General features: G+C 74.7%; 17 protein-coding genes. 8 read left to right on the top strand and 9 right to left on the bottom strand.

Translation table 11 applies throughout. The features are described 5' to 3' along the window. Position 1 precedes the first annotated feature (1 nt). The 4 genes from ABZ452_RS14260 to ABZ452_RS14245 all read right to left on the bottom strand — a co-directional run bounded on the left by ABZ452_RS14260 (position 2) and on the right by ABZ452_RS14245 (position 2,926). Positions 2–865, bottom strand: coding sequence for an ABC transporter permease (locus ABZ452_RS14260; protein WP_357942492.1), 864 nt, complete (start codon positions 863–865; stop codon positions 2–4). After that, positions 858–1,676 (bottom strand): ABC transporter ATP-binding protein, encoded by an 819-nt coding sequence (locus ABZ452_RS14255; RefSeq protein WP_357942490.1) that lies wholly within the window; start codon positions 1,674–1,676, stop codon positions 858–860. Before ABZ452_RS14255 ends, ABZ452_RS14260 begins: the two co-directional genes overlap by 8 nt. Then, on the bottom strand, positions 1,673–2,707 hold the full coding sequence (locus ABZ452_RS14250; protein WP_357942488.1) for an ABC transporter substrate-binding protein: 1,035 nt from the start codon (positions 2,705–2,707) through the stop codon (positions 1,673–1,675). Before ABZ452_RS14250 ends, ABZ452_RS14255 begins: the two co-directional genes overlap by 4 nt. A 141-nt stretch (positions 2,708–2,848) precedes the next feature. Continuing rightward, the gene (locus ABZ452_RS14245; RefSeq protein ID WP_349881247.1) at positions 2,849–2,926 is read right to left on the bottom strand and encodes a putative leader peptide; all 78 of its coding nucleotides are present in this window, start codon (positions 2,924–2,926) and stop codon (positions 2,849–2,851) included. 241 nt (positions 2,927–3,167) lie between these two features. Between ABZ452_RS14245 and ABZ452_RS14240 the strand changes: the two genes are divergently transcribed. Both ABZ452_RS14240 and ABZ452_RS14235 read left to right on the top strand, forming a co-directional pair. Further along, the gene (locus tag ABZ452_RS14240) at positions 3,168–3,347 is read left to right on the top strand and encodes a DUF4236 domain-containing protein (RefSeq protein WP_091311295.1); all 180 of its coding nucleotides are present in this window, start codon (positions 3,168–3,170) and stop codon (positions 3,345–3,347) included. A 109-nt stretch (positions 3,348–3,456) separates the two neighbouring features. Next, positions 3,457–3,981: a potassium channel family protein gene (locus ABZ452_RS14235; protein ID WP_357942486.1), complete on the top strand. Its 525-nt coding sequence runs from the start codon at positions 3,457–3,459 to the stop codon at positions 3,979–3,981. Here the strand turns inward: ABZ452_RS14235 and ABZ452_RS14230 are convergent. Both ABZ452_RS14230 and ABZ452_RS14225 read right to left on the bottom strand, forming a co-directional pair. Beyond that, entirely contained in the window at positions 3,941–4,849 is a 909-nt protein-coding gene (locus ABZ452_RS14230) for a hypothetical protein (protein WP_357942484.1), read from the bottom strand. The two genes, ABZ452_RS14235 and ABZ452_RS14230, sit on opposite strands and share 41 nt — an antisense overlap. A gap of 24 nt (positions 4,850–4,873) precedes the next feature. After that, the gene (locus tag ABZ452_RS14225; protein WP_357942482.1) at positions 4,874–5,395 is read right to left on the bottom strand and encodes a VOC family protein; all 522 of its coding nucleotides are present in this window, start codon (positions 5,393–5,395) and stop codon (positions 4,874–4,876) included. 50 nt (positions 5,396–5,445) lie between these two features. On the opposite strand from ABZ452_RS14225, the gene ABZ452_RS14220 reads away from it, so the two are divergent. From ABZ452_RS14220 to ABZ452_RS14210, 3 genes are all read left to right on the top strand, one after another. Beyond that, on the top strand, positions 5,446–5,916 hold the full coding sequence (locus tag ABZ452_RS14220; RefSeq protein ID WP_151462027.1) for a MarR family transcriptional regulator: 471 nt from the start codon (positions 5,446–5,448) through the stop codon (positions 5,914–5,916). Positions 5,917–5,964: 48 nt separating this feature from the next. Further along, the gene (locus tag ABZ452_RS14215) at positions 5,965–7,566 is read left to right on the top strand and encodes a tetratricopeptide repeat protein (RefSeq protein ID WP_357942480.1); all 1,602 of its coding nucleotides are present in this window, start codon (positions 5,965–5,967) and stop codon (positions 7,564–7,566) included. A 114-nt stretch (positions 7,567–7,680) separates the two neighbouring features. Continuing rightward, positions 7,681–9,855, top strand: coding sequence for a hypothetical protein (locus ABZ452_RS14210; RefSeq protein WP_357942478.1), 2,175 nt, complete (start codon positions 7,681–7,683; stop codon positions 9,853–9,855). A gap of 7 nt (positions 9,856–9,862) precedes the next feature. On the opposite strand, the gene ABZ452_RS14205 is transcribed toward ABZ452_RS14210, so the two are convergent. Both ABZ452_RS14205 and ABZ452_RS14200 read right to left on the bottom strand, forming a co-directional pair. Further along, positions 9,863–11,314 carry a HAMP domain-containing sensor histidine kinase gene (locus ABZ452_RS14205; protein ID WP_357942476.1) on the bottom strand — a complete coding sequence of 484 codons (1,452 nt, stop codon included), beginning with the start codon at positions 11,312–11,314 and terminating at the stop codon, positions 9,863–9,865. After that, positions 11,311–11,967 carry a response regulator transcription factor gene (locus tag ABZ452_RS14200; protein ID WP_357942474.1) on the bottom strand — a complete coding sequence of 219 codons (657 nt, stop codon included), beginning with the start codon at positions 11,965–11,967 and terminating at the stop codon, positions 11,311–11,313. Before ABZ452_RS14200 ends, ABZ452_RS14205 begins: the two co-directional genes overlap by 4 nt. 97 nt (positions 11,968–12,064) lie before the next feature. Between ABZ452_RS14200 and ABZ452_RS14195 the strand changes: the two genes are divergently transcribed. Next, positions 12,065–13,186, top strand: coding sequence for a sigma-E factor regulatory protein RseB domain-containing protein (locus tag ABZ452_RS14195; RefSeq protein ID WP_357942472.1), 1,122 nt, complete (start codon positions 12,065–12,067; stop codon positions 13,184–13,186). 283 nt (positions 13,187–13,469) lie between these two features. Next, a complete protein-coding gene (locus ABZ452_RS14190) occupies positions 13,470–15,689 on the top strand; it encodes an AAA family ATPase (protein ID WP_357942826.1) in 2,220 nt (739 codons plus the stop codon). Positions 15,690–15,737: 48 nt separating this feature from the next. On the opposite strand, the gene ABZ452_RS14185 is transcribed toward ABZ452_RS14190, so the two are convergent. Further along, the gene (locus tag ABZ452_RS14185) at positions 15,738–16,160 is read right to left on the bottom strand and encodes a hypothetical protein (RefSeq protein ID WP_357942469.1); all 423 of its coding nucleotides are present in this window, start codon (positions 16,158–16,160) and stop codon (positions 15,738–15,740) included. 289 nt (positions 16,161–16,449) lie between these two features. Here ABZ452_RS14185 and ABZ452_RS14180 point away from each other — a divergent pair, with 289 nt between their 5' ends. Beyond that, positions 16,450–16,827, top strand: coding sequence for a hypothetical protein (locus tag ABZ452_RS14180; protein WP_357942467.1), 378 nt, complete (start codon positions 16,450–16,452; stop codon positions 16,825–16,827). The last annotated feature ends 26 nt before the right edge of the window (positions 16,828–16,853 follow it).

The following is a 16,853-nucleotide window of genomic DNA, read 5'->3' as shown; positions in this document are numbered from 1 at the left end:
CTCAGGCGGTGACGTCGACGCGCCAGGTGGAGAAACGGCGTTCCCCGGCGACGAGGAGCTGGTTGACCACCAGGCCGATGGCGGAGATCGTGATGATGCCGGCGTACATGTCGGGGATCGCGAAGTTGTACTGGGCGTAGTTGATGAGGTAGCCGAGCCCCGCCTTGGCGCCCACCATCTCGGCGGCGACCAGCACGAGGATCGAGTACGCCCCGGCGAGGCGGACGCCGGTGAAGATGGTCGGCACGGCCGCCGGCAGGATCACCTTCTGGAACAGCCGCAGGTGGTTGAGCCCCATCGAGCGGGCCGAGCGGACCAGCAGCGGGTCCACCCCCTTCACCCCGGCGATGGTGTTCAGCAGGATCGGCCAGGAGCAGGCGTAGACCACCAGGGCGATCTTGGAGGTCTCGCCCAGGCCGAGGATGAGCACGAAGACCGGCAGCAGCGCCAGCGCGGCGGTGTTGCGGAACACCTCCAGCAGCGGGCTGAGCAGGTCGGCGAGGGGCCGGTACCAGCCGATCAGCAGGCCGAGCGGGATGGCGGCCGCCACGGCCAGGGCCAGCCCGGTGAGCGAGCGGGTCAGGCTGGCGCCGACGTGGTCGGCGAGCTGCCCGTTGCGCAGCAGCGTCCACCAGGCGGTGAGCACCTCGGACAGCGGCGGCAGGAAGACCCGGTCGACCAGACCGGCGCGGGGTGTGGTCTCCCAGATCGCGGCCAGCACCAGCAGGGCGACGCTGCGGTGCAGGGCCCGGCCGCCGAGGCCGAGCAGCCGTCCCGGCAGGGCGGACGCGGCGGCGGGAGCCGCCGACGGGGACACGGCGGGCCGGGCCGCCGGGCGGGCGGGGCGTTCGGCGATGTCAACCAACGCGGGCCTCCTCTCGTACGGCGGACTGGGCGGCCCGCACCTCGTCGCGCAGCAGCGTCCAGATCTGGTGCCGGTGGTGCCGGAAGGCGTCGGAGGAGCGGACGTCCTCCTCGGCCTCCCGGTCGCCCAACTCGATCTCGATGACCTCCTTGATCCGCCCCGGGCGGGAGGTCATCACGGCGACCCGCTGGCCCAGGTGGACGGCCTCGTCGATGCCGTGGGTGATGAACACGATGGTCTTGCCGGTGGCCTGCCAGATCCGGACCAGCTCGTCCTGGAGCGAGTCGCGGGTCTGCGCGTCCAGCGCGGCGAACGGCTCGTCCATGAGCAGCACGTCGGGGTCGTACGCGAGGCTGCGGGCGATGGCCACCCGCTGCTTCATGCCGCCGGACAGCTCGTGCGGGTAGCGGTCGGCGAACCCGGTGAGCCCGACCAGGTCGAGGTGGTGCGCGATGAGGTCGGCGCGCTCCGCGCGCGGCACGCCCTTGGCCTCCAGTCCGAACGCGACGTTGCCGGCGGCGGTGCGCCACGGCAGCAGCGCGTACTGCTGGAAGACGATGCCCCGGTCGAGGCCGGGCCCGGTGACCGGGCGGCCGTCCACCAGCACCTGCCCGCCGGTCGGCGTGGAGAGCCCGCCGAGCAGGTCGAGCAGGGTGGACTTGCCGCAACCGCTGGGACCGACGACGACCAGGAACTCGCCGGGGCGTACCCCGAGGGTCAGCTCGTCGAGCGCGGTGACCGCGCCGCCGCTGCCCCGCCGGCCCGGGAAGACCTTCGTCACCCGGTCGAAGAGGATCTTGTCGGTGCTCACGCGCCACCGCCGGTGGTGGCGACGTCGTTGAACCTGTTGGTGTAGAGGTCGGCGGGCTTCGGCCGGTCGCCCTTGAGCTCACCGGAGCCGGCCAGCCAGTCGATCCAGGTGGTGAACTCCCGGTCGCTGATGAGGCCGCCCTTGCCGGCCACCCCGCTGGACTTCCAGTACCGCACGAGCGACGGGTCCTCGTTGCGGCCCCGCTTGGCGATGATGGACTCCAGCCGGGCGATGACGGTCTCCCGGGGCTGGGTGCGGGCCCACTCGATGGCCTTGCCCACACCGGTGACGAACGCCCGGACGGTCTCCGGGTTGCGCTTGATGAAGTCGTCCCGGAAGACGTAGCTGCCTCCGCTGAACGCGCCGAGCAGCTCGTAGTCGGTGAAGACGGTGCGGATGCCGCCGGCGGCGACGGCCTTGTCCCGGATCACGCCGCCGAGCACCGCGACGTCGATCTGCCGCTGCCGCAGCGACTGTTCGATGTTGACCGGGGGCAGCGCGACCAGCTCGACCTTGGCGATCTCGGCCGGGGTGAGGCCGCCCTTGACCAGCCAGGTCTTGAGCACCGCCTCGGCGTGGGCGCCGAGGGTGTTCATGCCGACCTTCTTCCCGATGAGGTCCCGGGGGCCGCGGATCGGGCTGTCCTCGAGGACGTAGTAGCCCTGGAAGGTCTGCGCGTCGGAGCCGTAGTAGGCGACGACGGCGGTGATCGGGGCGTTGGCGGCCCGGAGCTTGACGATGGCGCCGTTGAAGGCGCCGCCGAAATCGGTCTGGCCGGTGGCGGTGGCCTGGATGTCGGCGGGGCCGCCGGTGACGTTGCCGATCCAGTTGAGCTTGACGTCGCCGAGGTAGCCGAGGTCGGCGGCGAGTTCGGGGAGGGTCACCTGGCCGACCGAGCCCTGGTAGCGCAGTTCCTTGGTCTGCCGGCCGCCGGCGGCGGCGTCGGCGCCGCAGCCCGCGGCGGCGGTGAGGGCGAGCAGGGTGACGGCGGCGGCGAGGGCACGCCGCGGCGACTGACGGGTCGAGGGCATGGAGAGGTCTCCTGATCTGTCCACGATGCGGTGGCGAGGGCCCGCGAGGGGCGCGTGAGCACGCCGCTGCCGGCCGGGCCACGATGCGCCGGCGACGGGAGCGGACGAGCGGAGGAGATGCGACGACCGAGAGCGGTCAGCTCAACAGAGCGCGCTCGCGTGCCGGACCAGGTCGACGTGCACGCGAGCGGTGAGGAGAAGCTCGTCCCGCTGCGACATGACCTCATGCTGCCGACCGATCTCCGCGCCGGTCAATGGCCTTCCATAGAGTGAGACTTGTATCGCTGGCATTGTTACGACCCGTCACCACCAGCATTTACCGCCCCTTAACACCTACCCGTTGGATAGAGATTGTGACCTGTGGGACGGGCACCGTCCAGACCGGATCCGACCGGGTTTCGCGAACCGTCGTTTCGGGCATGTTCGATCCCGCAGACGCAGGGAGACGAAGGAGGACCCCATGGGCATCCAGTTCCGCAAGCGCAAGAAGTACGGTCCGGTGATCCTCCACTTCACCGAGAACGGCTTCTCGTCCTGGAGCATCAAGATCGGTCGGTGGTCGTGGAACTCCAACACCCGCGCCCACCGCGTGGACCTGCCGGGGCCGCTCTCCTGGAAGCAGGACAAGTCCCGGGCGTGACGTCCCGACGTCGAGCGGGGTGCCGGTGGTTCACCGGCACCCCGCTCGGCGTTCGGGCGGGCTTCCCCGTTCGACCGACGGGAACCCCGCCACGGCGGAGAATCACGGAGTGGCGGACCAGTCCTTCCGGCGGGAGCGGCGGCGGGCCGCGGCGGCCGTCGCGCTGCTGCTGCTCGCCTATTTCGTGGTCCCCGTCGAGCCGGACCCGAACGGCCCGCGGCTGGCCCTGCGCTCGGCCGGCACCCTGATCCTGGTGCTCGTGGTCGCGTTCCTGGTCACCGGCCAGGTACGCCGCCAGCTCGCCGCCACCCAGCCGACCGGCGACGCGGAGACCCGGGCGCTGATCCGGCTCGCCGTCGCGCTGATCGCCGGGCTGCTGGTCTTCGCCCTGGCCGACTACGTCGTGGCGAACAGCCGACCGGGCGAGTTCGCCGGCCTGCGCACCCGGATCGACGCGCTCTACTTCGCGCTCGCCACGCTCACCACCGTCGGCTACGGCGACGTCAACGCCGAGGGGCAGATCGCCCGGGTGGTGGTCTGCGCGCAGATGGTGTTCAGCATCGGGGTGATCGCCACCGGCGCGTCCATCGTGGTCAAGCAGATGACCCAGCGGCCCCGCCCGACCCGGCGCTGATCAGCACGTCCCCGCCGAGCCGGCCGTGCTCGGGGTCGCGGGTCACCGCACCGGCGGCGAGCAGCGAGGCGAGCGCCCGGTTGGCGTCGGCGGCCCGGTAGACCGTCGAGGTGGCGGCGAAGCGGCGCAGCTCGGTCACCGTACGCGGGCCGGAGCGGGCGAGTTCGGCAAGCAGTTCACGGCGCAGCGGGCCGGGTTCGGGGTCGAGGCTGATGTCGAGCAGCCGCCCCGCCGGGTCGGCCGGGTCGCGGTAGCGCACCCCCGCGTACTCGTCGACCGCCCAGAGGGCGTCCTTGACCGCCTCCAGGCCGCGGTCGGAGCCGGTCGCGTAGCCGAACAGCCGGGCCGGTCCGCCGTCGACCGGCACCAGCTCGACCTCGGTGACCAGCGGGAAGCCGGCCCCGGTCAGCGCCGGGCGCAGCGACCGGCCGGGCGCGGTGACCAGCAGCACCTCGGCCGGGCGGCCGGACGCGGCGGCGGCCAGCAGGGCCGGCTCGGGCTCGCCGCCGTCGACCACGGTGAACAGCGGGGCGCCCGCCGCGCCGGCCGCCTTGAGCGCCACCGGGAGGCGGTCCGGCCGGCCCGGCACCACGTGCACGGCGACGTCCGCCGGCAGGGAGGCCTCGGCCGCGCCCAGCCGGGCCGGCAGGTCCGCGCCGCCGTCGGCGAGCACGAGCACGGTCAGCCGCCGGCCACGCAGCCGGTCGGCGAACTCGGCCACCACCCGCAGCGCGGCCTCGGCGCCACCGACGTCGCTTCCGGCGTACGCGAGGGCCAGGGTGGCCCGGCGCGAACGGTGCAGCGCGGCGGGCAACCAGTGGTCGAGTTGCCGGACGAGCAGCTCGCGCAGGACGGCGTCGGTCGACATGCTGCCGTTCTACCGCATGCGCGGTCAGACGGGAACGGAGATGCCCACGCCGCCGCGGGTCTGGCCGCCGTAGCGCTGCCGCTCGCGGTCGAGGTCGAGCCGGCCGATCCGCTTGCGGGCGGCGAGGGCCGCGTCGTCGAGCAGTGCGGCGGGGACGATCCAGACGATCTCGAATTCCAGCCCGTCGGGGTCGCGGCCGTAGAGGCTCTTGGTGGTCCCGTGGTCCGAGGCGCCCACCAGGGCGTCGGCGGCGGCCAGCCGCTCGGCGGTGGCGGCCAGCTCGTCCAGGGTGTCCAGCTCCCAGGCGAGGTGGTAGAGGCCGACGGTGGACCGGCCGGCCGGGGAGGCCCCGGCGGCCGCGCCGATCTCGAACAGGCCGAGGTCGTGGTCGTTGGTGGAGTCGGGCGCCTGCAGGAACGCGGCGCCGCGGAAGCCGTCCGGCGTCATCGGCACCGGGCGGAAGCCGAGCACGTCGCGGTAGAAGGCGACGCTGCGGTCGAGGTCACGGACGTAGAGGACGGCGTGGTTGAGGCGGTGGATTCCCATGACACCGACGGTAGCGCGCTTTTGTTGAGCGTTCAACAATCGGCGCTATGATGGCCGTCATGACCCGGTGGCTGGACCCCGACGAGCAGCGGACCTGGCGCGCGTTCCTCACCGCCTCCCGCGCGCTGATGGACACCCTCGACCGCGAGCTGCAACGCGACGCCGGGATGCCGCACGCGTACTACGAGATCCTGGTCCGGCTCTCCGAGGCCCCCGACCGGCGGCTGCGGATGAGCGACCTGGCCGACGCCACCGGCTCCTCCCGCAGCCGCCTCTCGCACGCCGCCGCCCGGCTGGAGGCCGCCGGGTGGATCCGCCGGGAGGAGTGCGCCACCGACCGGCGCGGCCAGCTCGCCGTCCTCACCGACGCCGGCTTCGCCACCCTGGCCGCCGCCGCGCCCGGCCACGTCGCCGGAGTACGCCGGCACCTGTTCGACGCGCTCAGCCCGGCCCAGGTGGACCAGCTCCGGCGGATCAGCGAGACCCTCGCCGACCACCTGACCGGATCGCGACCAAACTGATCCACAGCGGGGGTTGTACTTACCGTCGTCGGATGAGCACGATGGGGCGTGTCCTCCGGCTTCGCTGACCTGACTGTCCAGGCGCACCACCTGGTGTCCGAAGGCGATCTCACCGGTGCCCAGCAACTGCTCGCCGACGCGCTGAGCGACGCCGACCCCCGTCCCGCCAACGCCTCCGCCGAGCTGGCCGAGGCCGCCGGCCTCCAGGCCCGGGTGCTCGTGGCCCTCGGCGAGCCGCACTCCGCGCGCGGCTGGGCCGCGTTCGCGTACGCGGCGGCCACCCGGCTGTTCGGGCGCTCCGACGAGCGCACGGTCACCGCCGCCGCGACCCTGGCCGCCGTGCTGCACCGGGTCGGCAGCGACGCCCGAGCCGCCCGGCTCTACTCCGACGTCATCATCGAGCTGACCGCCCGCGACGGGCCCGAATCGCAGCGGGTGCTGGCCGCGCACGCCGACCTGGCCACCGTGGAATACGCCCGCGGCCAGTGCGACGTGGCCCGCGACCGGCTGCAGGACGCCTGGGAGCTGCACCGCGAGGTCTACGGCGACGGCCACCCCAGCGGCATCAAGATGCTGGCCAAGCTCGGCGCCATGGAACGCGACTGCGGCGACTACGCCGAGTCCCACGAGCACCTCACGCTCGCCGAGGAGCTGTGCCGGGAGCACCTGGCCGCCGACGACCCGCTGGCCGCCCAGGTCGCCGGGCTGGTCCGGGCCGCCGCCGACCCGGACCACGTCTGCGCCGTGGCCGAGCCCCCGGCCCGCGAGACCCCGGTGGTGCCGGCCGCCCGGCGGCCGGCCGACCCGGACGGTGCCGGCCGGCACCAGGGCGCCGTCCCGCCGCCCACCGAGGGGCCACCCGACCTGCCGCCCTACCAGCCGCCGACGCTCGACGACCCGGTCGAGACGCCGCTCTACCGCCCGCCCGACCGGGCCGAGGCCGCGCACGTGCCGACACCCCGCACCCCGCTCGAGGCCGACGACGAGGCGTTCGCGGACTACCCGTGGCCGCCCGACGAGTCGGCCGAGGAGCCCTGGCGGCCCGGGGAGAGCGCCCTGCCGCCGACCGTGGTGGGGCTGACCGACTCCGACCCGGCGGGCGTACGCGCGGTGCCGGGCGCCGGAGCCGAGGCGCCGTCGCGCTACCTGCCGGTGCACGTGCCCCGGCCACCGGCCGCCGAGCGCCGGACCACGCCGTGGCTGCCGCTCGTGGTGGCCGGGGTGGTGGTCGCGCTGCTGCTCGGCGTCATCGCCGTCATCGCCGGGGTGTCCCGAGTGGACGACCGGCGGGACACGCCGGGCCCCGCGCCGACCGGGAGCGCCTCCTCGGCCGGTCCCACCGCCGGCCCGTCGAGCGCCGCCCCGGCCGCCTCCCCCGGCACCCCGCCCGGGCGGCTCACCCTGACCGACCGGCGGGACAGCATCGTGCTGAGCTGGACCTACCCGGCCGGGGCGGAGGGCCCGGTCGTGGTCGCCGGTGGCCGTTCCGGGCAGCCGCAGCGGACCTTCCTGACCCTGCCGGCCGGCTCGGTCGACTACATCGCCTACGGCCTCGACCGCACCACCGACTACTGCTTCACGGTCGCGGTAGCCTGGTCCACCGACACGGTCGCCCGGACCGGCCCGGTCTGCACGAAACGACGCCGCTGACCGCCGGCTGCCGCCGTTTGCGCCGTATCGGCGGTGGGCCCGCCCCCGGTCTGTGACCCTGGCGGCGTGGGCACAGCACCGGAGGGCGAAGCCGTCGAGTTGAGAGTGCACGGCGTGTCCGGCGGGACCGCGGAGAAGATCCTCGACCATCCGATCGTGGACCGGGTCGCCGGGGACGGCCACGCGGGCTTCTACCGGCCCCGGCCGGGGGCCGGGGCGGCGGGCGGGGCCACCCCCGGGATCGCCGTCGAGGCGTACCGGTGGGGTGCGCTGACGGCCGGGGCCGCGGTGCGGACCGCGTCCATGCTGTTGCTGCTGCCGTTCATGCTGAGCAACCTGGCGGTCCGGCTGCGCCCGGCCGCCACCGGCCGGTCCCGCCTGTTCCGGGTGCTGTGCCGCCTGCTCGCCGGGACGCTGACCGCTGCCTTCGTGCTCTCCGTCGTCGGCGTGACGCTGGACCTGGTCGGCTGGCAGTGCGTGCCCTACGACGGGTGCCGTGCGAACCGCCCCTACCTGTCCTGGCTGGGCCACCTGCCGACCGGCCCCCGGCTGGCCCTGCTGGCCGTCGTCCCGCTGGTCGCGTTGCGCGTCGTCTGGGGCATCGGCGCACGGTCGACGCGAGCACTCGAGGGATTCCGCCCGCCCCAGCCGCATCTGGAGGCCGCCCGCGCGCCCGACCGCCTCGACGTACCGGGATTCTGGGACGACGAGCGGACGCCCGCCTGGCTGCGCCAGATCCACGTGGCGATCGGCGCCGGCACGCTGGACGCCAGCCTGCTCGCCGGGATCTCCGCACCGGACGGTGTCGCCGGGCTGGTGCTGTTCGTCGCCGCCGCCGGCCTGATCGGGTGCGCGACGGTGCTGCTCTGCCTGCCCGTCCCGGCCACCCGGCGAGGGGTCCGCCGTGTGCTGCGCCCGCTGTCGACGGCCACCCTCGGGCTGAGCGCGCTGAGCCTCGGCTACGCCGCCCTGTCGCGCGACGTCCGGTCGCCACCCGGGCAACTGCCCGGCTACGAGGGCGCCGTCGGCGCCCTGCTCGGGGCGCAGGGCGTCCTGCTGGTGGTGCTGGCCCTCGTCACGATGACGCCCCGGGCGACCGGGAGCCGGACCGTCCTCGGCGGGCTCGGCATGCCCGTCGTGGCGGCGGCCTCGGTGACGATCGCCGGCGCCTTCGCCGCCACCCTGGTCTTCCGGGTCGCCGACTTCCTCGACCGTGGCTCCCTGCCCGGCCCGATCTGGCCGGACCCGCCGGGCGTCGCTCCCCTGGACCCGCCGGTCGCCTACTGGTGGGCCGCGCTGGCCGGCCTGGCCGCCCTGCTGATCACCACCGGCGCCGCCTGGCTCACGCTGGTGATCAGCCGGCGGCGGAGGCGGCGGCGCGCCGCCCGGATCGTCGAGCGGGACTACCCGGACGCCGCGCCCGGTGCGGTGTCCCGGCGCGACGTCGTCCGGGAGGCCATCGCCCGCTCCCACGTGACCGACGAGCTGGGCCCGATCCTCGTCACGTTCTTCGTGATGTCCTCGCTGGGGCTGGCCACCATCGCGTTCGACCTGATCGGGGTCGGGCCCACCCAGCTGGTCGCCCGGCTCACCCGGGACCCGGCGGAGACCACCCTGCTGACCGCGTACGTCACCGACGGCGGCGTCTGGCTCATCAGCCTGCTCGTCATCGGCCTCATGATCCTCGCCTTCCGTTCCTACCGGTCGGCGCAGACGCGCCGCACGGTGGCCGCGCTGTGGGACCTGGGCGACTTCTGGCCCCGCACCGTCCACCCCTTCGCGCCGCCCTGCTACGCGGCCCGGGCCGTGCCCGAACTCGCCCGGCGGGTGTCCGCGCTCGCCGCCCGCGGCAAGGTGGTCATCTCGGGCCACAGCCACGGCTCGGTCCTGGCCGCGGCCACGATCCTGCAACTGCCGCCGGACGCCCTGCGCCACGTGGCGCTGCTGACCCACGGGTGCCCCCTGAGCCGGCTCTACACCCGCCTCTACCCCGCCTACCTCGGCCCGGGGACGCTGTGCGACCTGGGCGACCGGCTCGACTGGCGGTGGCGGAACCTGTGGCGGGACACGGATCCCGTCGGTGGGCCCGTCTTCGCCCAGCCGAAAGACGGGCCGGCGGCGTGTGGCGGCGGCGAGTCCGGATCCGTCGACATCCGGCTCCGCGACCCGGTCAACCTGGCGATCGACCCGGCGGACACCGTGCCACCGCCGCTGGAACGGCACTGGCCGTACCACACCCGGACGGCGTACCAGACCGCCGTGCGCGCGCTCGCCGACCGGATCGGCTGACGCCGGTTCAGTCCACCTCGGGGTCGGCCAGCGCCGGCAGCCGCACCGTCACCCGCAGCCCCGGCGCACCCGTCTCCGGCGCGGCGTCGGCCAGCTCGACGGCGCCGCCGGCCCGGCGGACCAGCTCCCGCACGATGGCCAGGCCCAGGCCGGCGCCGCCGGCGTCGCGCGCCCGGGCGTCGTCCAGCCGGGTGAAGCGGGCGAAGACCCGCTCCCGGTCCGCCGCCGGGATGCCCGGCCCGTCGTCGGTCACCGTGACCAGGTGGTACGCCGAGCCGCCCCGCTGCCGGGGCACCAGCGGGTCGGCGTGCGGGCCGGTGACCGCGAGCCGCACCTCGCCGTGCGCGTGCCGCAGCGCGTTCTCCACCAGGTTGACCAGCACCCGGCGCAGCTCCCCCGGGTCCCCCTCGGTCCAGAGCGGGCCGGGCGGCGGCGTGTGGCGCAGCGGCGGGGACGGATAGCGCTCGGCCACCCCGCGCAGCAGCTCGCCCAGCTCCACCGGGCCGACCGTTCGCGGCGCGGGACGGTCCGGCCGGGCGGCCTGCTCGTCGAGGCGGGCCAGCAGCAGCAGGTCGTCGACGAGCCGGCTGAGGCGCTCGGTGTCGGCGAGCAGGTTCTCCGCCACCCCCGGCCAGTCGGTCCCGTCGCCCAGCCGCCGGGCCACCTCCAGCTCGGTGCGCATGTTCGTCACCGGGCTGCGCAGCTCGTGCGCGGCGTCGGCGACGAACGCCCGCTGCCGGTCCCGGGACGCGGCCAGCCGGTCCAGCATGTCGTTGAGGGTCACCGCCAGCCGCTGGATCTCGTCCCGCCCGGCCGGCACGGGCAGCCGCTCCGCCCCGGCGCGGCCGGTGATCTCGGCGGCCCCGCTGCGCAGCGCCTCCACCGGGCGCAGGGTCGCCCCCACCACCCGCCAGGCCACCACGGCCAGCCCGGCCACCAGCAGCGGGAAGCCGACCAGCAGCAGGTTCCGGACCACGTGCAGGCTGTGCCGGACGTCGGACATCGACTTGGCCACCAGCACGGTGAGCGGCTCGTCCGGGGTGCCCGCCGGCACGGTCACCACCCGGACCGGGCCGGTCAGGCCGACCCGCCGCCCGTCCACCACCAGCCGCTGGCGCTCCCCGGCACGCAGCTGGTCGGCGCCGAGCATCGGCACCAGCCGATCGGCGTCGATGGAGGCGGCCCGGATCCGGCCCTGACCGTCGACCACCTGGACGCGGAGCTGGCCGCCGGCCACCGGCAGCGGATCGGGCAGCGCGTCCTCGGCGGCCAGCAGCGCGACGGCGTCCGCGGTGCGCAGCGCCTCGGCGTCGACGGACCGCTGCAACGTCCAGCCGAGCGCGCCGAGCAGCAGCGCCCCACCGAGCGCGAACCCGAGGACCAGCCCGAGCACCCCGAGCGCGAGCAGCCGGGACCGCAGCCCGAGGTCCGGCAGGAACGCGCTGAGCCGGCGCCTCATGTGGCCAGCCGGTAGCCGGCTCCGCGGACCGTCTCCAGCCGGTCCCGGCCGATCTTGCGGCGCAGGTAGCCGACGTAGACCTCGACCGCGTTCGGGGCCGTTTCCACCGCGGCGTCCCAGACGTGGTCCAGCAGCTCGGTCTTGGAGACCACCTCGCCGGGGCGGCGCATCAGATAGGCGAGCAGGGCGTACTCGCGGGCGGTCAGGGCCACCTCGGCGTCGGACCGGGTCACCCGCCGCCGCGCCGGGTCCAACCGCAGGTCGCCGACCGCGAGCACGGCCGGGCGCTCCGGCGCGCCGCGGCGCAGCAGCGCCCGCAGCCGGGCCAGCAGCACCACGTACGAGAAGGGCTTGGTGAGGTAGTCGTCGGCCCCGCAGTCCAGACCGTCGGCCTGGTCGTACTCGCCGTCCTTGGCCGAGAGCATCAGCACCGGCAGCCAGCGCTCCTCGGCGCGCAGCCGGCGCACCACCTCGTAGCCGGAGAGGCCGGGAAGCATCACGTCGAGGATCATCGCGTCGTAGTCGCCGTGCCGGGCGGCGTCCAGCCCGCCGGGGCCGGTGGACTCGACGTCCACCACGAAGCCCTCGGCCTGCAGACCCCGCCGCAGCGACGCGGCGAGCCGCGTCTCGTCCTCCACCACCAGCACACGCACGGGGTCAAGGGTGCCATCCGGTGACACCCCCTAGGGAATCTCCTCAGCGCTCTCACAGCGACCCTGGTGCAGCATCTACCGTCAGGAGGTGCACACCATGTCCGTACTGAAGAACCGCGCCGTGCTCCGCTGGCTGGTCCCGGTGACCGCGGGGGTCGCCGTGATCGGGGGCGGCGCCGCCGTCGGCACGTTCGCCGCCGGGGCCGACCCGGCGCTGCCGCCGCGTACCGCCGCCCAGCTCCTGGAGGACCTGCGGACGTCCCGCCTCGACGGGCTCTCCGGCACCGTCGTGCAGCGGGCCGACCTGGGGCTGCCGCCGATCGCCGGGCTGATCGGGCAGGCCGCCGGGAACGAGCTGGCCAGCCTGGTCAGCGGCACCCACACGCTGCGCGTCTGGTACGCCGGCCCGGAGCGGCAGCGGCTCGCCCTGGTCGACACGCTGGGTGAGCGGGACGTGCTGCGCGACGGGCGCGACGTCTGGACCTGGGACAGCCGGGCCAACAGCGCGTCGCACCGGAAGCTGCCGGCGGACGCGAAGGACCTCGAATCCGCCCCGGCCACGCCGGCCGACGCCGCCGACCGGGCGCTCGAGGCGATCGACCCGAGCACCGCGGTCACCGTCGGCCGCTCCGCCACCGTCGCCGGGCGCAGCGTGTACGAGCTGGTGCTGACCCCGCGCGACCGGGACTCGCTGGTGCACCAGGTGCGGATCGCGCTGGACGCGAAGGAGCACGTGCCGCTGCGCTTCGAGGTGCTCGCCGACGGGGTGGACGAGCCGGCGTTCGAGGTGGCGTTCACCCAGGTCGACTTCCGTACCCCGGACGCCGACCAGTTCCGGTTCAACCCGCCGCCCGGCGTGACGGTCAAGGAGGCGCCGGCGGGCGACGAGCGCGGGCCGGCCGGCCGGCAGCGCCCGGAGCGGGGCGAGGACGGGCCGGACGTGCGTACCGTCGGGACCGGCTGGACCACCGTGCTGGTGGCGAAGCTCGACGTGGCCGGCGCGTCCGGCGCGAAGCCCGGCGCTGAGCCCGGCGCGAAGCCGGGGCCGGACGCCGACATGGTGGCGAAGGTGCTCGGCGGGTTGCAGCGGGTCAGCGGCGACTGGGGCAGCGGCCGGCTGCTCTCCGGCAAGCTGTTCAGCGTGCTGCTCACCGACGACGGCCGGGTGGTGGCCGGCCTCGTGCGGCCGGAGCGGCTGTACCAGGCGGCGAAGGGCTGAGATCCCGCAAGCGGGCCTGTCGGGGTCCGGTCGGCGTGTGCCGGCCGGGCCCCGCTCTCGTGTGCCAGCCTGTGGTGTGACGTGGTCGCGGACGGCCGGCGGGGCTTGGTCCGACAGGCTGCCGCGCGGTATCTTTCTCAGTTCAAACACAAAAAGGAATGGCTCCGAAAGCCATTCCTGCCGCAATTCTAGGCGATGAGGAGCCGGCTTGTCAACGCACTCCGACGTGTCGGGTGAGCTGCACCAGGACGACGAGATCGGTAGCGAGCAGAAGTACGTCTCGATGCTCTACGACCGGCTGGACGGCATGCGGGACCAGGCCGCCCGGCGGCTCACCGAGGAGCTGCGCACCACCGGCGGCACTCAGCAGGCCCGGTCGCAGCGCGACCACACCGTGCGGATGTACGCCGAGCAGGTCGAGCAGTTCTCCGCGGTGGAGGCCGGCCTCTGCTTCGGCCGCCTCGACGGCGACGACGACTCGTGCCGCTACATCGGCCGGATCGGCATCTTCGACGCCTCCGGCGACTACGACCCGCTGCTGATCGACTGGCGCGCCCCGGCCGCCCGCGCCTTCTACCTGGCCACCGCCGCCAGTCCGCAGGGCGTGCGCCGGCGCCGGCACCTGCGTACGCGGGAGCGGAAGGTCACCGGGCTCAACGACGAGGTGCTGGACATCGCCGCCGCCTCCCCCACCGCCCACGAGGAGGTGACGGGCGAGGCGTCGCTGCTCGCCGCGCTGAACGCCGGGCGTACCGGGCGGATGCGCGACATCGTGGAGACCATCCAGGTCGAGCAGGACCGGATCATCCGGGCCGACCTGCCCGGCGTCATGGTGGTGCAGGGCGGGCCGGGCACCGGCAAGACCGCGGTGGCGCTGCACCGGGCCGCGTACCTGCTCTACACCCACCGGCAGCAGCTCTCCACCCGGGGCGTGCTGCTGGTCGGGCCCAACCCCACCTTCCTGCGCTACATCTCCCAGGTCCTGCCGGCGCTGGCCGAGACGGGCGTGCTGCTGCGTACCCAGGCCGACCTCTTCCCCGGCGTGCACGCCCGGCGCACCGAGCCGGCGGCGACCGCGGCGCTGAAGGGCCGTGCCGTGCTGGCCGAGGTGCTGGCCAACGCCGTGCGGGACCGGCAGTGGGTGCCGGACGAGCCGCTGGAGATTGAACTGCCCCAGCGGGAGGTCCTCACGCTCGACCCGGAGACCGTCCGCCAGGCGCGGGAGCGGGTCCGCCGCACCGGCCGCCCGCACAACCTGGCCCGGGCGCTGTTCGACATCGAGATCGTGCACGCGCTCGCCGACCAGGTGGCCGAGCGGATCGGCGCCGACCCGCTCGGCGGGGAGAACCTGCTCTCCGAGGCCGACCGGGCGGAGATCCGCCGTGAGCTGCGCGACGAGCCGGAGATCCGGGCGGCGCTGGACGAGCTGTGGCCGGTGCTCACCCCGCAGCGGCTGCTCGCCGACCTCTTCGCCTCGCCGGAGCGGATCGCCGCCGCCGCGCCGATGCTGACCGGCGAGGAGCGGGCCGCGCTGCACCGGGAGCCGGGCGGCTGGACGCCGGCCGACGTGCCGCTGCTGGACGAGGCGGCCGAGCTGCTCGGCGAGGACGAACGCGCCGCCGCGGCCCGCCGGGAGCGGATCCGCGCCCTGGAACGCGAGTACGCCGAGGGCGTGCTGGAGATCTGGCGGGGTTCCCGTTCGATCGACGTCGAGGACGAGGCGGACGGCGGCGAGATCCTCGGCGTCACCGACCTCATCGACGCGGGCCGGCTCTCCGAGCGGCAGGAGGAGGCCGACCGGCTCACCACCGCGCAGCGTGCCGCCGCCGACCGCACGTGGGCCTTCGGGCACGTGATCGTCGACGAGGCGCAGGAGCTGTCGCCGATGGCCTGGCGGCTGCTGATGCGCCGGTGCCCGAGCCGGTCGATGACCATCGTGGGGGACGTGGCGCAGACCGGCGCGCTCGCCGGCACGCCGTCGTGGCAGGAGGCGCTGGCGCCGTACGTGGCGGACCGCTGGCGGCTGGAGGAGCTGACCGTCAGCTACCGCACCCCGGCCGAGATCATGGCGGTCGCCGCCGAGGTGCTGGCCGAGATCGACCCGGCGCTGCGCCCACCCCGCTCCGTACGCGCCACCGGCGTGCCGCCGTGGGACCGTGCGGTCCCGGCGGACCGGCTCACCGCGGAGCTGGTGGAGGCGACCGCGCGGGAGGCGGCCGGGCTGGCCGACGGCCGGCTCGGGGTCATCGTGCCGGCCGGCCGGGTGGCCGAGCTGGGGGCGGCGGTCGTGGCCGCGCTGCCGGAGGCGACCGTCGGCGAGCAGCCGGAGCTGGCGAACCGGGTGGTGGTGCTCACCACCGAGCAGGCCAAGGGCCTGGAGTTCGACTCGGTGCTGGTGGTGGACCCGGACCGGATCGTCGCCGAGTCCCCGCGCGGCCACAGCGACCTCTACGTCGCCCTCACCCGCGCGACCCAGCGACTCGGCATCCTCCGCACCTCGTGACGACGGAGGGGGCGGCCCAAGCCGCCCCCTCCGTTCGCCTGCCCGGTGTCAGCCCGGGTTGGCCTGGTCGTTGGTGAAGTTGCCGACCTGGCTGCCGGACGACGAGGCGTCGCTGGTGGAGCCGCCGGCCGGGGTGCTCAGGCCGCCGGTGGTGGCGTCGCCCGTGGTGGTCGGCGCCACCCTGCCCCGGTGCTGCTCCGGTTGCCGGGCCAGCCGGCGGACGCTGGCCGGACCGGCGGTGCCGCCGGTCGTGGTGACCGCGCCCTGGCCCCGGGTGGGACCGCCGTCGCGCAACACGTTCGGGTCGACCGGGGCGTGCGCCGGGTCGTCGGGATCCTCCTCCTGGATGACCCGGAGCACGTCGGTCTGCGGCACGGTGACCTCGTCCAGCGCGCCCTCGCCGTAGACACCGCCGGCGACCCGCTCCTCGGCCCGCCGGGCGGCCTGCTGCCGCATGTCGTCCTCACGCACGTGAACCACCTCGCAGGTTTCTCGGGATCCTCGTTGCGTGCCCGACGGCCGGCGGCTGAAACCGGCCGGCCCGCCCGACCGGCAGCGGCGCCGGTTACCTGCCCGGATGTCGGGTTCCGGTGAGCCCGGCGAGTGCTCCTATTCGGCCGCGGGGCGGCGTTACCTCGCCGGGGCCAGGGGTAGACGGAGGGTGCCCCCGCCACAGTGCGCGAACCGTGCCGTGGCCGACCTGCGGCAGCGGGGCGGGTGGTGTGCAGAGAACGACTCATCAAATCCTGAGGAGGACCAGATGAGCACGCAGGCTGCATCCGCGAGGCCGATGAACCGGCCGGCACAGGACATGTCCAACCGGGCCGGGATGCAGGAGACGCCGACCCGCCCGATGCCGATGATGCAGGACGGTCACCGGCAGGCGATCCAGTCGCCCGGCACGGAGACCAAGCCGTCGTTCGCGACGACCGAATTCTGGGTCTACGTCGCGTCCGTGGCAGCCGTGCTGGTGGCGTCCTACCTGGTCGGCAAGAACTCGGTCGGGGTGGACATCTTCCGCGCACCGCAAGCCTGGTTCTTCATCACGCTGCTGACCATCGGTTACCTCGGTAGCCGCGGTCTGGCCAAGGCCGGAAGCAACTTCCGCAGCGGTGAGGAGCGCAAGGCCCGGCACTGACCGGAGCCACTCCTGAGACGACGATG

It is taken from the genome of Micromonospora sp. NPDC005707, from assembly GCF_040631005.1.
Classification (GTDB): Bacteria; Actinomycetota; Actinomycetes; order Mycobacteriales; family Micromonosporaceae; genus Micromonospora.
The sequence above is the reverse complement of the archived record's forward strand: the minus strand, read 5'-3'. Positions and strand labels throughout refer to the sequence as shown.